Source organism: Burkholderia theae (assembly GCF_048565265.1).
Taxonomy (GTDB): Bacteria; Pseudomonadota; Gammaproteobacteria; order Burkholderiales; family Burkholderiaceae; genus Burkholderia; species Burkholderia theae.
In genome coordinates this window covers 2,042,711-2,061,621 of record NZ_CP183462.1, presented here as the reverse complement: position 1 = coordinate 2,061,621, position 18,911 = coordinate 2,042,711, and the positions used below count along the sequence as shown (strand labels likewise).

General features: G+C 69.0%; 20 protein-coding genes. 9 read left to right on the top strand and 11 right to left on the bottom strand.

Annotated elements, in window-relative coordinates; translation table 11 throughout:
- Position 1 precedes the first annotated feature (1 nt).
- Positions 2–646 (top strand): OmpA family protein, encoded by a 645-nt coding sequence (locus ACN22W_RS26735; protein WP_419687748.1) that lies wholly within the window; start codon positions 2–4, stop codon positions 644–646.
- Positions 643–1,260, top strand: coding sequence for a DUF2894 domain-containing protein (locus ACN22W_RS26730; protein ID WP_419687747.1), 618 nt, complete (start codon positions 643–645; stop codon positions 1,258–1,260). The genes ACN22W_RS26735 and ACN22W_RS26730 overlap by 4 nt, the downstream gene beginning before the upstream one ends.
- Positions 1,261–1,290: 30 nt before the next feature.
- Here ACN22W_RS26730 and ACN22W_RS26725 read toward each other — a convergent pair whose 3' ends face one another.
- Positions 1,291–1,794: a DM13 domain-containing protein gene (locus ACN22W_RS26725; protein ID WP_419687745.1), complete on the bottom strand. Its 504-nt coding sequence runs from the start codon at positions 1,792–1,794 to the stop codon at positions 1,291–1,293.
- A 214-nt stretch (positions 1,795–2,008) separates the two neighbouring features.
- Between ACN22W_RS26725 and ACN22W_RS26720 the strand changes: the two genes are divergently transcribed.
- Positions 2,009–2,314 carry a DUF4148 domain-containing protein gene (locus tag ACN22W_RS26720; RefSeq protein WP_343490583.1) on the top strand — a complete coding sequence of 102 codons (306 nt, stop codon included), beginning with the start codon at positions 2,009–2,011 and terminating at the stop codon, positions 2,312–2,314.
- A gap of 79 nt (positions 2,315–2,393) precedes the next feature.
- On the opposite strand, the gene ACN22W_RS26715 is transcribed toward ACN22W_RS26720, so the two are convergent.
- The 6 genes from ACN22W_RS26715 to ACN22W_RS26690 all read right to left on the bottom strand — a co-directional run bounded on the left by ACN22W_RS26715 (position 2,394) and on the right by ACN22W_RS26690 (position 8,502).
- Positions 2,394–2,966 (bottom strand): NADPH-dependent FMN reductase, encoded by a 573-nt coding sequence (locus tag ACN22W_RS26715; protein WP_419687743.1) that lies wholly within the window; start codon positions 2,964–2,966, stop codon positions 2,394–2,396.
- A gap of 54 nt (positions 2,967–3,020) precedes the next feature.
- On the bottom strand, positions 3,021–3,611 hold the full coding sequence (locus tag ACN22W_RS26710; protein WP_419687742.1) for a histone acetyltransferase: 591 nt from the start codon (positions 3,609–3,611) through the stop codon (positions 3,021–3,023).
- A gap of 106 nt (positions 3,612–3,717) precedes the next feature.
- Positions 3,718–3,942 carry a hypothetical protein gene (locus tag ACN22W_RS26705; RefSeq protein ID WP_419687740.1) on the bottom strand — a complete coding sequence of 75 codons (225 nt, stop codon included), beginning with the start codon at positions 3,940–3,942 and terminating at the stop codon, positions 3,718–3,720.
- Positions 3,943–4,139: 197 nt separating this feature from the next.
- Complete coding sequence (locus tag ACN22W_RS26700; protein WP_419687739.1) at positions 4,140–4,637, bottom strand: GNAT family N-acetyltransferase; 498 nt, start codon at positions 4,635–4,637, stop codon at positions 4,140–4,142.
- Positions 4,638–4,734: 97 nt separating this feature from the next.
- Positions 4,735–6,018, bottom strand: coding sequence for an isoprenylcysteine carboxylmethyltransferase family protein (locus ACN22W_RS26695; protein ID WP_419687737.1), 1,284 nt, complete (start codon positions 6,016–6,018; stop codon positions 4,735–4,737).
- Positions 6,019–6,138: 120 nt separating this feature from the next.
- The gene (locus tag ACN22W_RS26690; RefSeq protein ID WP_419687735.1) at positions 6,139–8,502 is read right to left on the bottom strand and encodes a collagen-like triple helix repeat-containing protein; all 2,364 of its coding nucleotides are present in this window, start codon (positions 8,500–8,502) and stop codon (positions 6,139–6,141) included.
- Between the two features lie 360 nt (positions 8,503–8,862).
- Here ACN22W_RS26690 and ACN22W_RS26685 point away from each other — a divergent pair, with 360 nt between their 5' ends.
- A complete protein-coding gene (locus ACN22W_RS26685) occupies positions 8,863–9,261 on the top strand; it encodes a carboxymuconolactone decarboxylase family protein (protein WP_343490577.1) in 399 nt (132 codons plus the stop codon).
- Positions 9,262–9,329: 68 nt separating this feature from the next.
- On the opposite strand, the gene ACN22W_RS26680 is transcribed toward ACN22W_RS26685, so the two are convergent.
- From ACN22W_RS26680 to ACN22W_RS26670, 3 genes are read right to left on the bottom strand one after another with little or no spacing between them, the layout of a single operon-like run.
- A complete protein-coding gene (locus tag ACN22W_RS26680; protein ID WP_412025114.1) occupies positions 9,330–10,316 on the bottom strand; it encodes an alpha/beta fold hydrolase in 987 nt (328 codons plus the stop codon).
- Positions 10,317–10,323: 7 nt separating this feature from the next.
- Complete coding sequence (locus ACN22W_RS26675) at positions 10,324–11,907, bottom strand: flavin-containing monooxygenase (protein WP_419687734.1); 1,584 nt, start codon at positions 11,905–11,907, stop codon at positions 10,324–10,326.
- The gene (locus ACN22W_RS26670; RefSeq protein ID WP_412025112.1) at positions 11,904–12,806 is read right to left on the bottom strand and encodes an SDR family NAD(P)-dependent oxidoreductase; all 903 of its coding nucleotides are present in this window, start codon (positions 12,804–12,806) and stop codon (positions 11,904–11,906) included. The genes ACN22W_RS26675 and ACN22W_RS26670 overlap by 4 nt, the downstream gene beginning before the upstream one ends.
- Positions 12,807–12,894: 88 nt before the next feature.
- Between ACN22W_RS26670 and ACN22W_RS26665 the strand changes: the two genes are divergently transcribed.
- Both ACN22W_RS26665 and ACN22W_RS26660 read left to right on the top strand, forming a co-directional pair.
- Positions 12,895–13,551 (top strand): TetR/AcrR family transcriptional regulator, encoded by a 657-nt coding sequence (locus ACN22W_RS26665; protein ID WP_412025111.1) that lies wholly within the window; start codon positions 12,895–12,897, stop codon positions 13,549–13,551.
- A gap of 100 nt (positions 13,552–13,651) precedes the next feature.
- Positions 13,652–14,074 (top strand): hypothetical protein, encoded by a 423-nt coding sequence (locus ACN22W_RS26660; protein ID WP_419687733.1) that lies wholly within the window; start codon positions 13,652–13,654, stop codon positions 14,072–14,074.
- A gap of 124 nt (positions 14,075–14,198) precedes the next feature.
- Here the strand turns inward: ACN22W_RS26660 and ACN22W_RS26655 are convergent, their stop codons facing one another.
- On the bottom strand, positions 14,199–15,149 hold the full coding sequence (locus tag ACN22W_RS26655; protein WP_419687732.1) for a LysR family transcriptional regulator: 951 nt from the start codon (positions 15,147–15,149) through the stop codon (positions 14,199–14,201).
- A 126-nt stretch (positions 15,150–15,275) separates the two neighbouring features.
- Between ACN22W_RS26655 and ACN22W_RS26650 the strand changes: the two genes are divergently transcribed.
- From ACN22W_RS26650 to ACN22W_RS26640, 3 genes are all read left to right on the top strand, one after another.
- Positions 15,276–15,935 (top strand): glutathione S-transferase family protein, encoded by a 660-nt coding sequence (locus ACN22W_RS26650; protein ID WP_419687731.1) that lies wholly within the window; start codon positions 15,276–15,278, stop codon positions 15,933–15,935.
- Positions 15,936–15,971: 36 nt separating this feature from the next.
- Complete coding sequence (locus ACN22W_RS26645) at positions 15,972–18,020, top strand: pyridoxamine 5'-phosphate oxidase family protein (protein WP_419687729.1); 2,049 nt, start codon at positions 15,972–15,974, stop codon at positions 18,018–18,020.
- 121 nt (positions 18,021–18,141) lie between these two features.
- On the top strand, positions 18,142–18,345 hold the full coding sequence (locus ACN22W_RS26640; RefSeq protein WP_048245300.1) for a DUF2970 domain-containing protein: 204 nt from the start codon (positions 18,142–18,144) through the stop codon (positions 18,343–18,345).
- Positions 18,346–18,911 lie beyond the last annotated feature (566 nt).

The window sequence follows — 18,911 nt, the reverse complement described above, 5'->3', positions numbered from 1 at the left end:
CATGCACGACGAAATCGACGGCGGCGCGCCATCCGCGCCGGTGTGGCCCGCGTTCGCCGACCTGATGTCGGTGCTGCTCGGCGCGTTCGTGCTGATCCTCGTCGGCGTGATCGGCATGCAGCTTCAGCTCACGTCGAAGCTCGAGGAAGCCGTGCGCGCGCGCCAGCAGGAAGCGCAGCAGCGCAAGTCGCTCGAACAGGCGCTCGCCGGGCCGCTCGCGGCCGGCCGCGTGACGCTCGTCAACGGCCGTATCGGCATCAGCGGCAACGTGCTGTTCGCGCTGAACTCCGACCAGTTGCAGCCGTCGGGCCGCGACTTGCTGAAGACGCTGGCCGGACCGCTGGCCGCCTACCTGAAGACGCGCGACGAGATCCTGATGATCAGCGGTTTTGCCGACGACCAGCAGGTGCATGCCGGCAACCGCCAGTTCGCGGACAACTGGGAACTGTCGGCCAAGCGCGCGCTGACCGTCACGCGTGCGCTGATCGATGCCGGCGTGCCGGCGCCGTCGGTGTTCGCGGCCGCGTTCGGCTCCGAACAGCCGGTCAGTTCGAATGCGGACGATGAAGGCCGCGCGAAGAACCGCCGCGTGGAGATCGCGCCGGTGCCGCGCAAGAGCGCATCGAACGGAGGGAAGGCGCAGTGACGGGCGACGCGACGCACGCCCGCGCGACGCTCGACGCTTGGCGCGAGCAGGGCGCGGATCGGCTCGATCCCGTGCGCTTTCACCGGATCGACGCACTCGAACGGCGCGCGGCCGCACTCGATGGCGACGCGCGCGGGTTGCTCGATGCGCGGCTGGCGACGCTGATCGAAGGTTTTGCGGCGGTCGTCGCGCGGGCCGATGAAGCAACGGAAGTGAGCAAGGCGGCGGAAGCCGCGGCAGATGCGCCGCCGCGCGGCGCGCTTGCCGGGCTCGTCGATCGGCTCGCGCGCGATGCGCAGGCCGACCGGCGCGGGCTCGATCCCGAGCTGGTCGACTACTTCCGCACGATGTGGTCGAAAGTCCGCACGGAACAGCAGTATCGCCAGTCGCTCGATCAGGTGCCGCGCAACGCGGGGCCGCTCAATTCGAACAGCCTCGTGCACCGCTCGCTGGCGACGATGCGCGAGTTGTCGCCGGCCTATCTGCAGCAATTCCTGTCGTACGTCGATGCGCTCGCGTGGCTCGAGGATCTCGCCGGCGGCGGCGCGCAACCCGAGAAGGAAGCACCGCGCGCGAAGGCGGTGAAGAAGGGCACGCGGAGCAAGAGCCGGTAGCACGACCTCGCACCATTGCAGCCGGGGCAATTACATCGCCACCAGGCCCGACGTCGTTGCGCTTTGATACCGGGCCGCGCTGATGAATTTCGAAAAGCGTTCGCACCAGATCACGACCGTCGTGTATTGCGCGGGATTCACGTCGTCGGGAAGCGGCACGACGAAATTGCCGAAGGTCTTCAGGTCGCCCACGCGCGCGGCACGCGCCTTGATCGCGAGGAACGATGCTCGCGTGTCGACGAATTCCGGAACGAGATAGATCTTGTAGTCGGGCCCCGGCGCGATGTCGCCTTCGAAGGCGATCGACGAATCGGTGATCGTCAGCTTGCCGTTGGCCCAGTGCAGCGGATCGCTTCCCGGCAGGTCGCGTTCGAAGCGGCCGGTATGTCGCGTATTTTCGGCGGCCACTTGCAGTTCGACGGCGCTTGCGCCTTCCGATGCCGTCAGGATCGGGAGCACGTAGATGCCCGCTGCGAATGCGACGAGACCCGTCGCGAGATGCGACGCGATCAGTATCCATATTCTGCTTTTCATATCGGACCCTTTGAACGAGAACAGAGGGTGGCGCATGGCCACCACACTGTAGTCGCGCGGGCCGGCGAAATCTGACAGTCGGTCGGCATTCGTAGGCGTATGCCGTTCGCGTCGGACACGACGTCGAAAAAATTTCGTCGACGCGTGTCATCTTTGCGTTCGCGGGTCGACTCACTCTCCATCGACAACGTCGTCGATGCTCAGGAGAGATCAGATGAACAAGCTTGCACTGTATGTTCTTGCGACGGTTGCCGCGACCGCTTCCGTTTCCGCATGGGCCGCGCCGCAGTCCACCGTGACGCGCGCGGAGGTCACGGCCGAGCTGGCCGCACTGCACGCGGCCGGCTACCGTCAGACGGGTGAAGATCCGCACTATCCGGCGCGACTGGCGGAAGCGCTGACGAAGATCGGCTCGACCGGTACGTCGGCCGCCGATACGAGCGGATACGGGACGATGTCGCCGACCGCCAGCGAATCGGGTTCGATTACCCGCGACAATCCGATCTATCGCGGACGATGATCCGGGCTGGACATTGCGCCTGTCGACAGGCGCAATGTCCGATTCATTGGGACTGCGATGCGTTGCCGGATGCGCAACGTCAGTGCGGCGGCTCGCCTTCGGTTATCGCCGTGCCGAGCGCCTGCAATGCTTCGGCCAGCGCCGACGCGAACGGCGGATGCGCGGCGATGCCCGCGGCGTCGAGCTGACTCCCGAGGATCGGCAGCGTGATCGACGCGGGCTCGATGATGCGCGCCGACATCACGGATAACGTTTCCCGCAGCGCCGCGTCCGCATGCGTCGCGCGCGGCGATGCATTCAGCACCGCGACCGGCTTGTGGACGACGGCCTCGCACCCCACGACCCAGTCCAGCGCGTTCTTCATCACGCCGGTTACGCCGTGCGCGTATTCCGGGCTCGCGATCAGCACGCCGTCCGCCGCGTTCAGGCGATCGATCAGGTCGCGCACGGCGGCGGGCGACGGAAATTCCGCATCGGGATTGAACAGCGGGAATTCGCCGAGGCGATCGAAGCGCGTGATGCGCATGCCGCGCGGCGCGACGTGCGCGGCTGCATCGAGCAGCGCGGCGTTGTACGACTGCGACCGGAGGCTGCCGCACAGGGCGACGATGTCGATGCGGCGATCGGCGTCGGTTCGGAATTCGGTGGTCATCGATGAGCGTTTCGGTTGGCGTGGTGCGCAGCCGCGTCACGCGGACCGGACGGATTATCGCATCGGCGTTCGATCGGCGTCGGCCATCCCGGCCGCGTGTGCGAATGCGCCGATTTGCCATCCGTTGCCGAGCAACAGCCGCCGCGTATGCAGCGCGCCGTGCACGTCGTCGGCGACGGTTTCGCCGAGATAGCGCAGCGCGCGGCCCTCGATATCGACGAAGCCGTGCCGGTAATCGTGCGCGAGCGTGGTCCATAGCTGCGCGGCGCCGACCGACTGGCGCGCGCCGCTGATCAGGCACAGGCCCGCGTCGAGCCCCCAGCGATACAGCGTCGTCGCGAGGCCCTTGCGTTGCGACGAGCCGCGCAGCCGCGTATGCGGCGCGCGCAGGTAGCGGTCCGCGCGGCGCGGGATTTCGGGAAGGCGGTTGAACACCGTGTAGCCGGCGAGTTGGCGCGCGGCCGGATCCTCGATGTACAGGAAGTATTCGCCGTCCGCCTCGCGGTGGCGGACGATCAGGCCCGAGCGGCCGAGCGCGACGGCCGGCAGGCCGTGCAGGCGATGGCCCGGCTGGTGGAGGCGCGCGTAGAGCGTGTCGAGTTCATCGTCGATGTCGTGCTGGGAATGCTGTACGTCGATGCGCATGGCAAAGGTCGCCCGTCCCGGGCGGTTCGAGAAAGGGGTTCATCGCAACAAGGGGAGAGGAACGGGTGCGGCCCCCGGGCTCGGCGAAGCGAGCCGGGGCCGCGAATCAGCTGGGGATGTGCTGGAAACCGGCGGCGATCGCGGCGAGGCCCGCGATGCAGAGTGCGAACAGGATCAGGACTTTGTGGATCACGCCTCTTTCCTCATGAATGCGCGGCGCCGGCGGGCGGCATCGCGGAGACGGTGAGCGGCGGGCATGGCCCGCGCGGCCGTCGTGCGGGACGACGGTCGGGTGTCCGGCGGCGAGACGCACGCGGACGGCCGGAACCATACGCCAGGCGATCGGGCTGGGCAATCGGACTGGCGGGGAAAAGCGACGAAAAGCGGAGAAAAGCGTTGTTTCGCGACAATTGGCCGCAACGGAGCTGCGTTACTGCGATGCTCGATGCGCGCGAACACGGAGCGTTCGGAGGGCGGGCGAGTGCATGGCTGCCACGTACGCCAGCACGTGTTGCGCGAGCGTGACCGTCAGCTTGCCACCGCGCGCTCGTAAAGCGACGCGATATATCCGCTCGCCATCGGCCGCAGCGACACGCGCGCGAACCCCAGCGCCTCGTAGTACGCACACAGCTTCGCGTTGCGCGGATCGCAATCGAGCCGCAGAAACGGGCGCCGGCGCGCGCGTACCTGATCGGCGCACCAGTCGATCGCGTGGCGGCCAAGCCCGTGGCCGTGGAAGCCGTCACGCACCGAGAGCCGGTGCACGTAGCCGGCGACCGGGTCCTGCGGCCCCCAGTACGCTTCGTCCTGCCACGTCAGCATGAAGATCGCGGCGGCCACGCCGTCCTGTTCGACGACGTGAACCTTGCCGTCGTCGAGCATCGGCAGCACGTCGTGCTCGGTTCGCGCGCGGTGTCCCCATGCCATGTCGTCGTGGGCGATCTTGAACGCGACTGCATCGGAGAGGATGCGCGCGACGATCGCCGCGTCGCCGGTGGTTGCCGGTCGTATCGTTTTGCCGTTCATCGTTGGAATCGCACACTGTCCGTCGGGGAGCGCCATTGTGCGCCGGGGCCGGCGAAACGTCGACGCTTGTGCGCCGCCCCGGCCTCCAGTCGATGCGTCAGGCCGGCTGCTGCACCCCGAACGCCTGCCTGATCCGCGCGAACAGCCCGTGCTCCGCGATCCATTCGGCATACGCGCGATAGTCGGGGTCGCGCATCAGGTGGCGTTCTTCCGTCTTCGCGCGCAGGTAATAGATCAGGTTGACCGCGACGAGCGCGGCGCAGTGCATGAGCCCGATCTGCCAGCCGAGCGGCTCGACGAACGGCACCGACACCATCCAGTACGACAGGTTCTTCGTGATGTACGCCGGATGCTTCGTGAAGCGGTACGGGCCCGACGTGATGATCCCGCGATGGGTGAGGTTCGAGAAGCGCAGCCCGAACGAGATCGTCGACAGCGCGTACGTCAGCAGCAGCAGGATGATCAGCGCGCCCCAGATCACGCGCAGCGTCGGCGCGGACAGCAGCCAGTTGTCCCAGAACAGCGAGCCTTCGTAGCGGATGTAGTGGCCCGAGATCAGCGACCAGAACGGTTGGTAGCAGATCAGCGCGGCGCCCCAGCCGAGTGCCGTCGGTTCGACCGTGCGCACGTGGCTGTCGAGGATGCGGAACGTGCACAGATAGCCGACGGTGCCGAACATCAGGTCCATCGTGAACGACAGGTCGTACATGAACGTGAAGGTCGCGATCGACATCGGCGCGCTCATCGCGTGCGCGAGCGACGCGGTCAGATGATCGGCGTCCTTCGACAGGTAGACGGTCATCAGCGGCAGGAAGAACGTCTTCACGCCCCAGCCGGCGAGCATCTCGCGCACCGGCTGCCAGCTCGCGGGCTTCTCGCGGCGGAACAGGAAGCGGCCCCACAGCAGGTACGCGTCGTCGGTTTCGCGCTGATGGCGGTCCATCCACATGAAATAGAACGGCGCGGCGACGATCACGTACGGCGCGAGCGCGCGCAGCAGCGACCAGAACGGCAGGTAGAAATCGCCGTGATATTCGGGCAGCAGCCAGTACAGCATCCCGATGCCCGCGTAGATCGACGTGAGCGCGCCGAGCCGTGTCGTGACGCGCGCGAGGCTAAGCGGCCGCACGGCCTGGCGCGACAGCCCCGCGCTCGGGCGCAGGTAGACGCGCGAGATGAGGATTTCGTGCAGCGCGATCGTGCCGATGATCGCGAGGCTCGCGATGATCGCGCGCGTCGCGGCGTCGAGGGCCGGCTGGTCGCGCGTGAACCACAGCGCGAGGAGCCCGGCCGTGATGCCGAGCAGGCCGGCACGGAACGGTGTGGCGGAACGGGGCGGGCGGTCCTGGACCGCGGCGATGCCGTCGAGCGTGGAATTCATGATCGGATCCTCGTCGGGATGAGGGCCGGCGCCCCCGCTTGGCGGGTGACGCCGGCCGTCGGCCGGGCTTTGTATTGATGCGTGCCCGGCCATTGGCCTGTGGTTCTGGTAGGTAAGACGTTACTTCTTGGTGCCGCCGCCCAGCAGACCGCCGAGGAGGTTCGTCACCGGCGACAGCAGGTTGGCTGCACCACCCGCGGCACCGCCGTTCGAGCTGCCGGTCAGGCCGGCCGCCACGGTGCCGCTGCCGGCCGGTGTCGTCGCGGTGCCGGCCGCGCCGCTCGGGGTGACCGTCGCGCCGGCACCGGCGCCGCCGGCCGGCGTCGTCAGCGCGCCCGTCAGCGTGCCGACCGGGCCGCTCGACAGCAGGCCGCCGAGGGTGCCCGTCACGTTGCCGCCCGGCGTCGTGACCGTGCCGGTGAGGCTTGCGCCGAGCGGCGTCAGCGAGTTGACGAGGTTGGTGACCGGCGCCAGCAGGCCGCCGACACCCGACCCACCGGTGCCGCTCGTACCGCCGGTTCCGCTGGTGCCGCCCGAGCCGAGGCCGCCGAGTGCGCCCGTCACGGTACCGAGCAGGCCGGTGACTGGTGCCAGCGGGCCGCCGCCGGTGCCGCTCGTGCCGCCGGTCCCGCTGGTGCCGCTCGAACCGAGGCCGCCGAGTGCGCCGGTCAGCGAGCCGAGCAGGCCCGTGACCGGTCCGAGCGGGCCGCCGCTCGTGCCGCTGGTGCCGCCCGAACCGCTCGAACTGCCGCCGCCGAGCCCGCCCGTCAGCGTGCCGAGCAGGCCCGTGATCGGGGCGAGCGGGTTGCTGCCGCCCGTGCCGCTGCTGGAGCTGCCTGCGTTGTTGTCGTGGACGAGGCCGCCGGTGGACGTCACCGTGTTGCCGAGCTGGGCCACGACGCCGCCGAGACCCGCGCCGAGCGGGTTGTCGGTCGCGCCGCCGACCTTCGTGCCGGCGGTGGCGAGGCCGTTGCCGAGCGTGCTCAGCAGGCCGTTGAGCGGTGTGCCGAGCAGCGTTACGCCGCCGAGCGTCTGCGTGGCGCCCGGTGTCGTGACGCCGCCGGTCAGCGTGTTCGTGATCGGGTTGATCACCTTGCCGACCTGCGTCTCGAGCTGCTGGACCGGCGAGCTGTTCAGCGCCGTGTTGAGGCCGGATGCGGTCGAGTTGACCGCGCCGCCGACGGTGTTGACGAGATCGCCGACGAGCGTCGTCACGGGCGACAGCGGCGACAGCGGGCCCGAGCCGAGGCTCTTCACCGCGTTGCCGAGGTTGTTGACCGTGCCGCCGGCGCCGGTCAGCAGGCCGGTGGTCGACGTCAGCGTCGGTCCGAGCGGGTTCGCCGACACGCCGATCGAGCCGAGGCCGGCCGCGACGCCGTTGCCGAGCGACTGCACGCCGTTGCCGAGGCTCGTGACCGCGTTGCCGATGCTGGTGGCCGTCGTCGGGTTCGTGCCGGGAATCTGCACGCCGCCGATCTGCGCGCCGCCGTTCGCGACCGTCGTGCCGAGTGCCGTCACGAGGTTGCCGGATTTCTGGAGGACATTGCCGAGCGGGGTGACGCCGGTGCCGGAGGTGCCCGAGGTGCCGGAAGTACCCGACGTACCGGAGGTACCCGAGGTGCCAGACGTACCGGAGGTGCCGGAAGTGCCCGAGGTGCCGGAAGTACCCGAGGTGCCGGAAGTACCCGAGGTGCCGGAAGTACCCGAGGTACCGGAAGTGCCCGACGTGCCGGAGGTACCCGAGGTGCCAGAGGTACCCGACGTACCGGAAGTACCCGACGTACCGGAAGTGCCTGACGTACCGGAAGTACCCGAGGTGCCGGAAGTACCCGAGGTACCGGAAGTACCCGACGTACCGGAAGTGCCCGACGTGCCGGAGGTACCCGAGGTGCCGGAAGTACCCGACGTGCCGGAGGTACCTGACGTACCGGAAGTGCCCGAGGTGCCGGAAGTACCCGACGTACCGGAAGTGCCCGAGGTGCCGGAAGTGCCCGAGGTACCGGAAGTGCCCGACGTGCCGGAGGTACCCGAGGTGCCGGAAGTGCCCGAGGTACCGGAAGTGCCCGACGTGCCGGAGGTGCCCGACGTGCCGGAGGTACCCGACGTACCGGAGGTACCCGACGTACCGGAGGTACCCGAGGTGCCGGAAGTGCCCGAGGTGCCAGACGTACCTGAGGTGCCGGAAGTACCCGACGTGCCGGAGGTACCCGAGGTGCCCGACGTACCGGAAGTACCCGACGTACCGGAAGTGCCCGAGGTGCCAGACGTACCCGAGGTGCCGGAAGTACCCGAACTACCGCCCCCCGACGTCCCCGACGAACCGCCGCCGGACGTGCCGGAAGTCCCCGAGCTGCCGCCCGTCCCCGACGTGCTCGGCTTGATCGTCGGCGGGGTCGTCGGTCCGTCGACCGAACCGCAACCATATAGCGCGAGCAGCGACGTGACGGCCATCGTTACCGTCGTCTTCTTGAAAATGTTGTGCATGTTGGCCTCGACATTGGAAGTGTGTCCAAGCCTGCACTGCAAATTCCGCGCCACGACAGGTTCCGCGAAACGGTGTCGCGCTTTGTTGCGAAAATCGGGAATATCAACGCGATTTAAACGCATGAATGACGGTTTCGCGCGGCCGGCGCGTAAGGTGCGTCAGTGCGTGCATGGCGATGTTCCCATGAGCCGCCGTAACGCGCGGCGCAATGTTACGTAGCGTTCGACATCGCGTCACGCGATCGGCCGCGAATCGAGGGCCGCGTCTTTGACGAAACGTGCTGGCCCCGTGAACATGGCGCGACATCTCCCGGCCGCCGGCGCCGCCGAAACGGTCACGACCTCACACAGGACACCGACATGAGCGAACAGGACAGGGAATACGGCAAGGCGCGGCGGATCGACGTGATGGGCGAGGCGTTCGTCGAGCGCGCGATGCGCGACCTCGACGGTTTTTCGCGGCCGCTGCAGAACTGGCTGAACGAACACGCGTGGGGCAGCACGTGGCAGCGGGGCGGGATCGACCTGAAGACACGCAGCCTGTGCACGTGCGCGATGCTGGCGGCGCTCGGCCGCAGCACGGAACTGAAAGGTCATATTCGCGGTGCGCTCAACAACGGCGCGAGCCTTGTCGAGATCCGCGAGGTGCTGCTGCACAGCGCGCTGTACGCGGGCGCGCCGGCCGCGGTCGAGGCATTCCGCAGCGCGCGCGAGGTGATCGCGGATCTCGGGCTGTCGGTGCCCGACGACGAAGCCTGATTCCGCCGCAGCGCCGGCGGTCCGGCACGGGATCAGGCCTCGTTTCGTTCCGGCTTAGTGCTGGGTGCTCAGTGCTCGACACGCGCCGCTTGCGCGGCGGCATCGGTCGGCGCGGCGGCGACTTCGAGCAGCCAGTCGGCCGTCGCATCGGGAATCGTGATCGGCAGCATGTGACCGCCTTCGACGACCTTCAGCCGCACGCGCGCCGATTTCTTCGCCAGCGCGTCGCCGTGCTCGCGCCAGTTCAGGATCGGATCGGCGCGGCCGTACAGCACGTCGACCGGCAGCGCGAGGTCCGCGTATCGGCGCTCCATCGCGGGCAGGTCGACGGGCGCCGACAGCAGGTCGGTCGCCGTCGCATAGAACACGTGCGGCCGCATGCCGAGCAGCCCGCCGCCCTTGACCGGGAAGTCGCGCGGCACGTCTTCCGGCGCGAACACCTGGCGCACGGCCTTGCGACCGGTCAGGATCGTCAGCGGGATCGCGAAGGTCCACGACACGAAACGGCGCACGAGCGGCGACGGCAGCATCAGCGGCCGGAACGGCGCCGGCGGCTCGGGCTGCTGGTGCGACAGCGGCGCGATCAGCGCGAGCCGGCTCACGCGGTCCGTGTGGTTGAGGCCGACCGCGAGCGCGATCGCGCCGCCGAGCGAATGGCCGACGAGCACGGGCTTGTCGAGCCGCAGCGCGTCGATGAACGCGGCGACCGTGCGGGCCTGCGCGAACACGTTCGCCTGCGAACCCGCGCCGCGGATCGAGCGGCCGGCGCCGGGCCGGTCGATGAGGATCACGCGATGCTGCTGCGCGAGCCGCGTGAGCGGCAGGTACGCGAAGTTGCGCAGCTGCCCCGCGAGCCCGTGCACGAACACGATCGGCGGGCCGTTGCCGTATTCGACGTAGTGGATGCGGTCGCCGCCGATGTCGACGAAGCGGCCTTCGGGCGGAAATGCGCGCGTCACGCGACGGGCCACATAAGCGGAAAACAGCGCGAGCGCGGCGAGCACCGCGACGACACCGAGCAGCACGTTCTGGATCAGATGGAGCGTATGGGTCATGTTGGTCTCACCGGGTTTCGAGTGCGGGTTCGGCAACCGGTGCGGTGGCGGCCGGGCCGGCTTTCGCGCGGCGTTCGAAATGCATCGCCGAATCGGCGAGCGCGCTGAACTTCAGCGATGCGAGATCGAGCACGTAATTCTGATGGAATTTCCACGGCTTGCGGTGGCCCTGCTTCGGCAGGATGCCGGCCGCGCGCTGGATGTAGCCCGAGCTCAGGTTGACGGCCGGCACGTCGCCGAGATCGCCGGCCCCGAGCCGCGGCACGCACGTGTCGTAGCCGTTCGCACGCATGTGGTTGAGCAGCCGGCACACGTAGCGCGCGATCAGTTCGGCCTTCAGTGTCCACGACGCGTTCGTGTAGCCGAACGACGACGCGAGGTTCGGCACGTCGCTGTACATCATCCCCTTGTACGACACGGTGTCCGGCAGGTCGACCGCGCGGCCGTCGACCGTGACGCGCGCGCCGCCGAGCATCTTCACCTTCAGCCCGGTCGCGGTGACGATCACGTCCGCGTCGAGCTGCTGGCCGCTCTTCAGCTTGAGGCCGGTCGGTGTGAAGCGCTCGATCTCGTCGGTGACGATCGATGCTCGGCCCGCGCGGATCGACTTGAACAGGTCGCCGTTCGGCACGAGGCACACGCGCTGGTCCCACGGCATGTAGCGCGGCGTCAGGTGCTTCGCGACGTCGAAGCCGGGGCCGAGCTGCTTGCCGGCCGCGCGGATGATGAACTTCTTCGTTTGATCGGGTTTGCGGCGCGACACGTTGTACAGGTACATCGTCAGCAGCACGTTCTTCACGCGCACGAGCCGGTGCGCGAGCCGCGACGGCAGCACGCGGCGCAGCGCGTTCGCGACCTTGTCGCGTGCGGGCAGCGACACGATGTAGGTCGGCGAGCGCTGCAGCATCGTCACGTGCTGCGCGTCGGCCGCCATCGACGGCACGAGCGTGACGGCCGTCGCGCCGCTGCCGATCACGACGACGCGCCGGTTCGCGTACGACAGATCCTTCGGCCAGTGCTGCGGATGCACGAGCTTGCCCTCGAACGTGTCCATACCGGGCCAGTCGGGCCGGTAGCCGGCGTCGTAGTCGTAGTAGCCGCTGCACATGAACAGGAAACGGCAGGTATAGACGAGTGTGTCGGCCGCGCCGTCGCGCGTGCGCTCGATGCGTACCGTCCAGCGCGCGCGGTTCGAGTCCCAGTCGGCCGCGACGACCTTCTGGCCGTAGCGGATCGTCTTGTCGATGCCGTAGGTGCGTGCGGTGTCGCGGATGTAGTCGAGGATCGTCTGGCCGTCCGAGATTGCCTTGTCGCTGTGCCACGGGCGGAAGCTGTAGCCGAGCGTGAACATGTCGGAATCCGAACGGACACCCGGATAGCGGAACAGGTCCCAGGTGCCGCCGCTCGCCTCGCGCGCCTCGACGATCGCGACGCTCGCATGCGGGCAGCGCTGCTTCAGGTGATACGCGGCGCCGATGCCGGACAGGCCGGCACCGACGATCAGCACGTCGAGGTCGCGGTTGTCGCCGTCGTCGCGGCGGGCGCCGGGGGCGGGCGGCGCGTCGCGCCGGTCGGTCGTCGTCGAGGTCATGCGGGATCCTTGGTCGGCGTGGTCGGGAGTGCGGCCGGGGCGTGGGTGCGTTCGAGGTTGCGTGCGCGGGCGCGGCGCACGTAGCGCAGCATCAGCCGCTGGTAACCGGCGCCGAGCACGCGTGCGATCCGGTCGAGACGGCGCGCGTCGGCGCCGACGAGCACGCGGCGCGCATTACGCTCGACGCCCGCGAGAATCTGCCGCGCGGCATCGTCGGCCGTCGTCGCGTTGATCAGGCGGTTCGCCTGCCGGCGATGGGTCGCTTCGTCCTGGCCCGTGAGCGCGTGGATGCTGGTATCGACGCGGCTCGCGTCGACGATGTTCGTCGCGACGCCGCCCGGATGCACGCAGGTCGCGCTCACCGGCGCGCCGTCGAGTTCGAGCTCCATCCGCAGCGCCTCGGTGAAGCCGCGCACCGCGAACTTGGTTGCGTTGTACGCGCTTTGCGTCGGCATCGCGACGAGCCCGAACAGGCTCGACGTGTTGACGACGTGCCCGTCGCCCGACGCGCGCAGATGCGGCAGGAACGCCTGCGTGCCGTGCACGACGCCCCAGAAGTTGATGCCGACGATCCATTCGAGATCGGCGATGCGCGCGGTCTCGGCGCTGGCGGCCAGCGACACGCCCGCGTTGTTGAAGACCAGGTTGACCTTGCCGTGTTCGGCGCGGACGAAGTCGGCCCACGCGAACACCGCGTCGCGGTCGGCGACGTCGAGCCGCCGCGTGCTCACGCGCACGCCGTGCTGCGCACAGGCGGCCGCCGTGCCGGCGAGCCCGACATCGTTGACGTCGGCGAGCGCAACCGCGCAGCCGCGCCGCGCGAGCTCGACCGCGAGGCTGCGGCCCATGCCCGAACCGGCGCCCGTGATCGCGGCGACTTTCCCGGAAAACCCCTTCATCCGTCGTTCCTCCCGTTCCGCTTGCGCTGCGCCGGCGGCGCGTCTATTGTGGTGTTGATCGTCACCACTTTAGTTTTCGGGTGTCCTGATGTCAAATAGCGGAATGGAGAAAGCACTCGAAACGGAAAAACGGGGCCGCTCGTATGGCGGCGTGGCGCCCGAGGTGCGTGCCGCCGAGCGGCGCGATGCGTTGATCCGCGCGGCGACGCGCGTGTTCGGCACGGTCGGGTTCCGCAAGGCGACCGTGCGGTCGATCTGTCAGGAAGCGAAGCTGAACGATCGCTATTTTTATGCGGCGTTCGCCAGCACCGAGGATTTGCTGCGCTGCACCTACCTGCATCACGCGCAACAACTGCATGACGCGGTCGCGCAGGCGGTCGCCGCGCGCGGCGGCGATCTGCGCGAGAGCGTCGACGCGGGGCTTGCCGCGTTCTTCGCGTTCCTGCGCGACCCGTGCGCGGCGCGCGTGCTGCTGCTCGAGGTGATGGGCGTGAGCCCGGACACCGACATGACCTACCAGCGCATGCTGATCGATTTCGGCAAGCTGATCATGGCAATCGGCGCGCCCGGCGAAGCGACGACGCCCGCGGAGCGCACCGAGCAGCGGCTGATCGGGCTCGCGCTCGTCGGCGCGATGACGAACGTCGGCGCGGCGTGGCTGCTCACCGACTATCGCGACCCGGAAGCGCAGATGGTGGCGAGTTGCAGGAAGGTGCTGCTGGGGACGTTGCGGGAAGCGGGGTAGACGGGCGCGAACAGGCGCGGGTCGCGTGCGATCATCCATCGCGGGGCATGCCTACAGGGAGCTTATGCAAGTACGAAATCGGTGGTTTTTCCACGCGGGCATGGCTGCTGCCGTGCTGAATCTGACGGGGTGCGGCTGCTGGCCGCTTGAACAAACCTCGCGTTACGAATCCGAGTGGAAGTCTCAGAGCGTCGCGGCGCTGTTCAAGAACGCGGACCGGGAAGGCGATGCCTGCGTCGATGCGCTTTACACACAACACCTGAAGGACGCCGTTTCGGCTTGCAACAACGGCGAGTATGAAAAAATTCGCAACCGCATCAGCGGGGAGCCCGTCAGGACCGGGCTCGCGAAGGCGACTTGCGAAGAGGCGCAAGTCGAACTGGATCACGGTATTCCCGCGAAAATCGACCAACGGATCTTCAATCTGAATCCGTTCCCGGATGAGTTCTCGTCGTGCATGACCCAAAAAGGATTCAAGCTCGAACAGGTCGAGAAAAAAGAGTGCTACGTGAAGATCATGTGACGGGGCGTTGACCTGTCGCCGCATTGTCCGCGCCGGATCAACGCGGCGCGACTCACGGATGCGCTCACCGGGCGAGCCGTTTGGCGATACCGCCAGGGCGGCCGAATCGTGCCGTTGCGCCCAGTCAACCGGCTGTGCGTTTCGATCGCGTCGCGCGCGCCGGCGTCGGCCGCGTTTCCCCAATTCTCTCCTTCATCGCATCGATGAACGCCCGCACCTTCGGCGACGGCAGCCGCGTCGACGGATACACCGCATGAATCCCGGCCGGCGCCGCGCGCCATGCGGGCAGCAGCCGCACGAGCCGGCCGGCCGCGACGTCGTCGGCGGTCGAGAAATCCGTCAGCAACCCGAAGCCGCCGCCCGCGAGCACGATCGCGCGGCACGCCGTCGCGGTATTCGACACGACCGGCGCGACGCAGCGCACCGACGCGTTGCCGCCGCGCGCGTTGTCGAGTTCGAGCGTGTGCGGGCGCGGCAGCGTCGACAGCATCACGAACGGCAGCGCGGCGAGCGCATCCGTGTCGCGCGGCAGCCCGTGGCGCGCAACGAACGCGGGGCTTGCAACCAGCCATTTCTCGTACGTGCCGAGCTGCACCGCGCGATAGTTCGAATCGGCGAGGCGGCCGATGCGGATCGCGACGTCGAGGTTGTCCGCGACGAGATCGACGACGCGGTCGTTCGCGACGAGCTCGACGTCGAGCCCCGGATGCGCGTCGCGCAGCGCGACGACGGCCGGCGCGACGACCAGCGCGCCGTAGTCGATCGGCACGCTCACGCGCAGCGTGCCGCGTAGCGGCCCCGTATCGGACGACACCGCGTCGAGCGCGCTTTCGGTGGCGCGCATGATGTCGCGGCACGCGTCGTAGAACGCGCGCCCCGCATCGGTCACGCTCAACCGCCGCGTCGTGCGCACCAGCAGGTTTGCGCCGACCTCGGATTCGAGGCGCTGCATGTGCGTGCTGACGACCGTCTTCGCGAGGCCGAGCCGCTCGGCCGCGGCCGTCAGCGAGCCGGCCTCGACCACCGCGACGAAGATCGCCAGCCGGTTCAGGTTCACGTCGCGCAGATCGGCCATCGTCGATTGTCCTATGAGAGCGGATAATGTTTCAGCGATTATCCGTCTTCTGGCCGCGAACGGCGAGCGTTACGCTGGAGCCGTTCGTCGCCGATTCCCGGCGGCGCGAGATTCCGGAGTGTTTTCATGTCCGCCGCCAGCCAGTCTGCGTCCGCCAAGCCCGCCTCGCCGATCCGCGTCTATTCGTTCCTGCTGTCCGGGCACGCGCACCGCGTCCGGTTGTTCGTGTCGCTGCTCGGTTTGCCGGCCGAAACCGTCGAGGTCGATCTCGCGGCCGGCGCGCAGCGCGATCCGTCGTTCCTCGCGCTCAATCCGCTCGGGCAAGTGCCCGTGATCGACGATGGCGGTACCGTGATCGCCGATTCGAACGCGATCCTCGTTTATCTCGCGAAGCGCTACGGCGACGCGCACTGGCTGCCCGACGATCCGGCCGGCGCGGCGGTCGTGCAGCGCTGGCTGTCGTATGCGGCCGGCCCGATCGCGACGGGGCCTGCCGCGGCGCGGCTCGTGACCGTGTTCGGCGCGCCGCTCGACCAGGATGCGGCCAAGCGCACGGCCGCGAAGCTGCTCGACGTGATCGATCGCGAGCTGGCCGGCAAGCCGTTCGCGGCCGGCGCGCAGCCGACGATCGCGGATATCGCCGCGTACTCGTACATCGCGCATGCGCCGGAAGGCGGCGTGTCGCTCGAACCGTATCCGCACGTGCGTGCATGGCTCGCGCGCGTCGAGGCACTGCCGGGCTTCGTCGCCATGCCGACGACGCGCGTGGGCCTGCTCGCCGCGTAACCTCACTCAACGCCACGCCTTCTCCGGGAGAACGCGATGAACGCCCCGACCGCCGTCGTACCAGGCTGGGAACTCGATGCCGCGCCGTTTCACGCGGGCGAACTCGCCGTGCAGCAGCGCGCGGGCGTCACGGAGGCCGCGGGTTCGGCCGGCCGGCGCGGGATCCGGCGCTTCATGCCGGACCAGCACCGGACGTTTTTCGCGCAACTGCCGTTCTTCGTGCTCGGCGGCGTCGATGCGCAGGGGCAGCCGTGGGCGACGTTGCGGGCCGGCGCGCCGGGCTTCTTGACGTCGCCGGACGCGCGCACGCTGCGCATCGCCGCGCCCGCGCTGCCGGGCGATCCGCTGGCCGGCGCGTGGCGGCCGGGCGCGCCGCTCGGCGGGCTCGGGATCGAGTTCGATACGCGGCGGCGCAATCGCGTCAACGGCGTCGTGCGTGCCGTCGACGACGATGCGCTGACGATCGCGGTCGAGCAGAGCTTCGGCAACTGCGCGAAGTACATCCAGGGCCGCAAGCCGACGTTCGTCGCGCGTGATGGCGATGCGCACGGCGCGCCCGACGTGTCGGATCAACTCAACGATGCGGATCGCGCGCTGCTCGCGCAGGCCGATACGTTCTTCGTCGCGAGCGCGAACACGTCGGCGGACGCGGGCGCCGCGCGCGGCGCGGACGTGTCGCATCGCGGCGGGATGCCGGGCTTCGTGCGCGTCGACGATGCGCGCACGCTGACGACGCCGGATTTCAGCGGCAACCGCTTCTTCAACACGCTCGGCAACCTGCAGCACGATCCGCGCGCCGGGCTGCTGTTCGTCGATTTCGACAGCGGCGACCTGGTGTACGTCGCCGCGCGCGCCGAGATCGTGTGGGACGGGCCGCTCGTCGCGTCGTTCGACGGCGCGCAGCGCGTCGTGCGGTTCCATGTGCGGGAAGTGCGGCGCATGCGCGCGGTGCTGCCGTTCCGATGGTCGGCGGTCGAACGCGCGCCGCAGTTCGCGGCGATGGCGGCGGGCGCGGCGACGACGGTCACACCCGCGCCCGCGCCGTCCGTATCGGCAAGCGCGTGGCGGCCGCTGCGCATCGCGAGGATCGTCGACGAAGCGCGCGCGATCCGCTCGTTTCATTTCGAACCGGCGGACGGCGGCACGTTGCCCGCCTACGAAGCCGGGCAGCATCTGACGCTGCGTATCACGCTGCCGGGCAGCGACGCGCCGTCGATTCGCAGCTTCACGCTGTCCGATGCGCCGGGCGGCGCACATTACCGGATCACCGTGAAGCGCGACGGGTACGTATCGGCCTGGCTGCACGATCACGCGCAGGCGGGCATGACGCTCGACGCGCAGATGCCGCGCGGCCGCTTCACGTTCGATGCCGCGAGCCCGCGCCCGGCCGTGCTCGTGTCGGCCGGCATCGGCATCACGCCGATGGTCGCGATGCTGCGCGGCGCGCTGGCCGACGCCGCGCCGTCGCGCCGCGTGGTGTTCGTGCACGGTGCGCGTGAAGCGGCCGACCGGCCGTTCGCGGCGGATCTGGCGCGTGTCGCGGCCGCCGATGCGCGGCTGTCGCTCCACTGGTTCGACAGCCGCCCGAGCGGCGACGCAGCAGCGCAGGCGGGCCGCATCGACATCGCGCAACTGAAGCGGATCCTGCCGTTCGACGACTACGACTTCTACCTGTGCGGGCCGTCGGCGTTCATGCGCGACCTGTACGACGGGCTGCGCGCGCTGAACGTGCCGGACGAGCGCATCCGTTTCGAGGCGTTCGGGCCGTCGAGCGTGGCCCGCACCGCGACCCGCGCGGCGGGCATGCCGGCGGTGCCGAGCGTGCCGGTCGTGTTCCGGCGCACGGGGCGGGAAGCCGCATGGACGCCCGTCGACGGCACGCTGCTCGAATTCGCGGAAGGGCAGCGCGTCGCCGTGTCGTCCGAATGCCGCTCCGGTTCGTGCGGCACATGTGCGACGCGCGTGCTGTCCGGTGCGGTCGACTACGAGCAAATGCCCGATGCGGCGGTCGAACCCGGCTGCGCGCTGCTGTGCGTCGCGCGGCCCGCGCAAGGGGCCGCGGAGCCGCTCGTGCTCGACCGCTGACGCGCCTGCGACATGCCGCCGCAGATGGCGTGCTGCGCGAAAATCGCGTGCAACTGCTTCTTTTTTCGGATGCCGGTCGGATCGACGATAGCGTCAACCGATAGACGAAAGGAGCAACATCATGAAACTGCTCGGCATGATCAAGCTGGTCCTGTGGAGTTTCTTCGGCGTGCGCAACAGCAAGGCGCACGCGGCCGATCTCGCGAACGTCAACTTCACGCTGTTGCCGTTCGTGGCGATCCTGCTCGCGCTGCTCGTCGGCGCGATCATTTACGGCGTCGTGCATCTGGTCGTCGATCCGACGGTGACGATGCAGGGGTTCTGAGCGGCCCGTGAACCGCGAGCGGGAGATCGTTCCCGCTCCGGTTTCCAGCCGCATGACCGGCGCGTGATCGCGCTGATCTTCGAAATTGCCGCACGCGACGAGCATCGCGGCTACAGCGCCGCCGTTGCCGTGTTGCACGACTCGCGTTTCGCCTTTCCTGCTGTCCTTCCCCCCGTTCCGCCCAATTCCACGGCCTTCGGCCCCGCCCGGGGTAAAATGCGCGCCACGCCGCGATGTCGCGCGCGACGGGCAGGCCGCCGTTCCAGTGAACGGCGCGCGCCAGTGCCCGCCGTTCGCACCGTGGCGTTCGAAGCGCCCCCCGCATGACAAGACCGCGCGATGCAGCCGGCCGCCCGACAGGCACCCGACGAACCCGTCGACGGCTGCGTCGGTTCCCGGTGCGTCACCTGAATCCGATGTCCCATCCTGCGTCTTCCCGTCCGATCGGCCCGCATGCGTGCCGTATCGTCCGATTCGTCTGATGAATATCGTGCCGACGCATGCGTCCGGCGATCGGGAGCGGGTTCGTGCGCGGGCGCGCGCTTCGCAGCTTCGTAACGTGTTTC

What these genes read in the sequence shown, in the direction of transcription:
- ACN22W_RS26735 (WP_419687748.1), top strand. Translation starts at nt 2, where the DNA reads ATGCACGACGAAATCGACGGCGGCGCGCCATCCGCGCCGGTGTGGCCC.
- ACN22W_RS26725 (WP_419687745.1), bottom strand. Translation starts at nt 1,794, where the DNA reads ATGAAAAGCAGAATATGGATACTGATCGCGTCGCATCTCGCGACGGGT.
- ACN22W_RS26720 (WP_343490583.1), top strand. Translation starts at nt 2,009, where the DNA reads ATGAACAAGCTTGCACTGTATGTTCTTGCGACGGTTGCCGCGACCGCT.
- ACN22W_RS26715 (WP_419687743.1), bottom strand. Translation starts at nt 2,966, where the DNA reads ATGACCACCGAATTCCGAACCGACGCCGATCGCCGCATCGACATCGTC.
- ACN22W_RS26710 (WP_419687742.1), bottom strand. Translation starts at nt 3,611, where the DNA reads ATGCGCATCGACGTACAGCATTCCCAGCACGACATCGACGATGAACTC.
- ACN22W_RS26705 (WP_419687740.1), bottom strand. Translation starts at nt 3,942, where the DNA reads ATGGTTCCGGCCGTCCGCGTGCGTCTCGCCGCCGGACACCCGACCGTC.
- ACN22W_RS26700 (WP_419687739.1), bottom strand. Translation starts at nt 4,637, where the DNA reads ATGAACGGCAAAACGATACGACCGGCAACCACCGGCGACGCGGCGATC.
- ACN22W_RS26695 (WP_419687737.1), bottom strand. Translation starts at nt 6,018, where the DNA reads ATGAATTCCACGCTCGACGGCATCGCCGCGGTCCAGGACCGCCCGCCC.
- ACN22W_RS26690 (WP_419687735.1), bottom strand. Translation starts at nt 8,502, where the DNA reads ATGCACAACATTTTCAAGAAGACGACGGTAACGATGGCCGTCACGTCG.
- ACN22W_RS26685 (WP_343490577.1), top strand. Translation starts at nt 8,863, where the DNA reads ATGAGCGAACAGGACAGGGAATACGGCAAGGCGCGGCGGATCGACGTG.
- ACN22W_RS26680 (WP_412025114.1), bottom strand. Translation starts at nt 10,316, where the DNA reads ATGACCCATACGCTCCATCTGATCCAGAACGTGCTGCTCGGTGTCGTC.
- ACN22W_RS26675 (WP_419687734.1), bottom strand. Translation starts at nt 11,907, where the DNA reads ATGACCTCGACGACGACCGACCGGCGCGACGCGCCGCCCGCCCCCGGC.
- ACN22W_RS26670 (WP_412025112.1), bottom strand. Translation starts at nt 12,806, where the DNA reads ATGAAGGGGTTTTCCGGGAAAGTCGCCGCGATCACGGGCGCCGGTTCG.
- ACN22W_RS26665 (WP_412025111.1), top strand. Translation starts at nt 12,895, where the DNA reads ATGTCAAATAGCGGAATGGAGAAAGCACTCGAAACGGAAAAACGGGGC.
- ACN22W_RS26660 (WP_419687733.1), top strand. Translation starts at nt 13,652, where the DNA reads ATGGCTGCTGCCGTGCTGAATCTGACGGGGTGCGGCTGCTGGCCGCTT.
- ACN22W_RS26655 (WP_419687732.1), bottom strand. Translation starts at nt 15,149, where the DNA reads ATGGCCGATCTGCGCGACGTGAACCTGAACCGGCTGGCGATCTTCGTC.
- ACN22W_RS26650 (WP_419687731.1), top strand. Translation starts at nt 15,276, where the DNA reads ATGTCCGCCGCCAGCCAGTCTGCGTCCGCCAAGCCCGCCTCGCCGATC.
- ACN22W_RS26645 (WP_419687729.1), top strand. Translation starts at nt 15,972, where the DNA reads ATGAACGCCCCGACCGCCGTCGTACCAGGCTGGGAACTCGATGCCGCG.
- ACN22W_RS26640 (WP_048245300.1), top strand. Translation starts at nt 18,142, where the DNA reads ATGAAACTGCTCGGCATGATCAAGCTGGTCCTGTGGAGTTTCTTCGGC.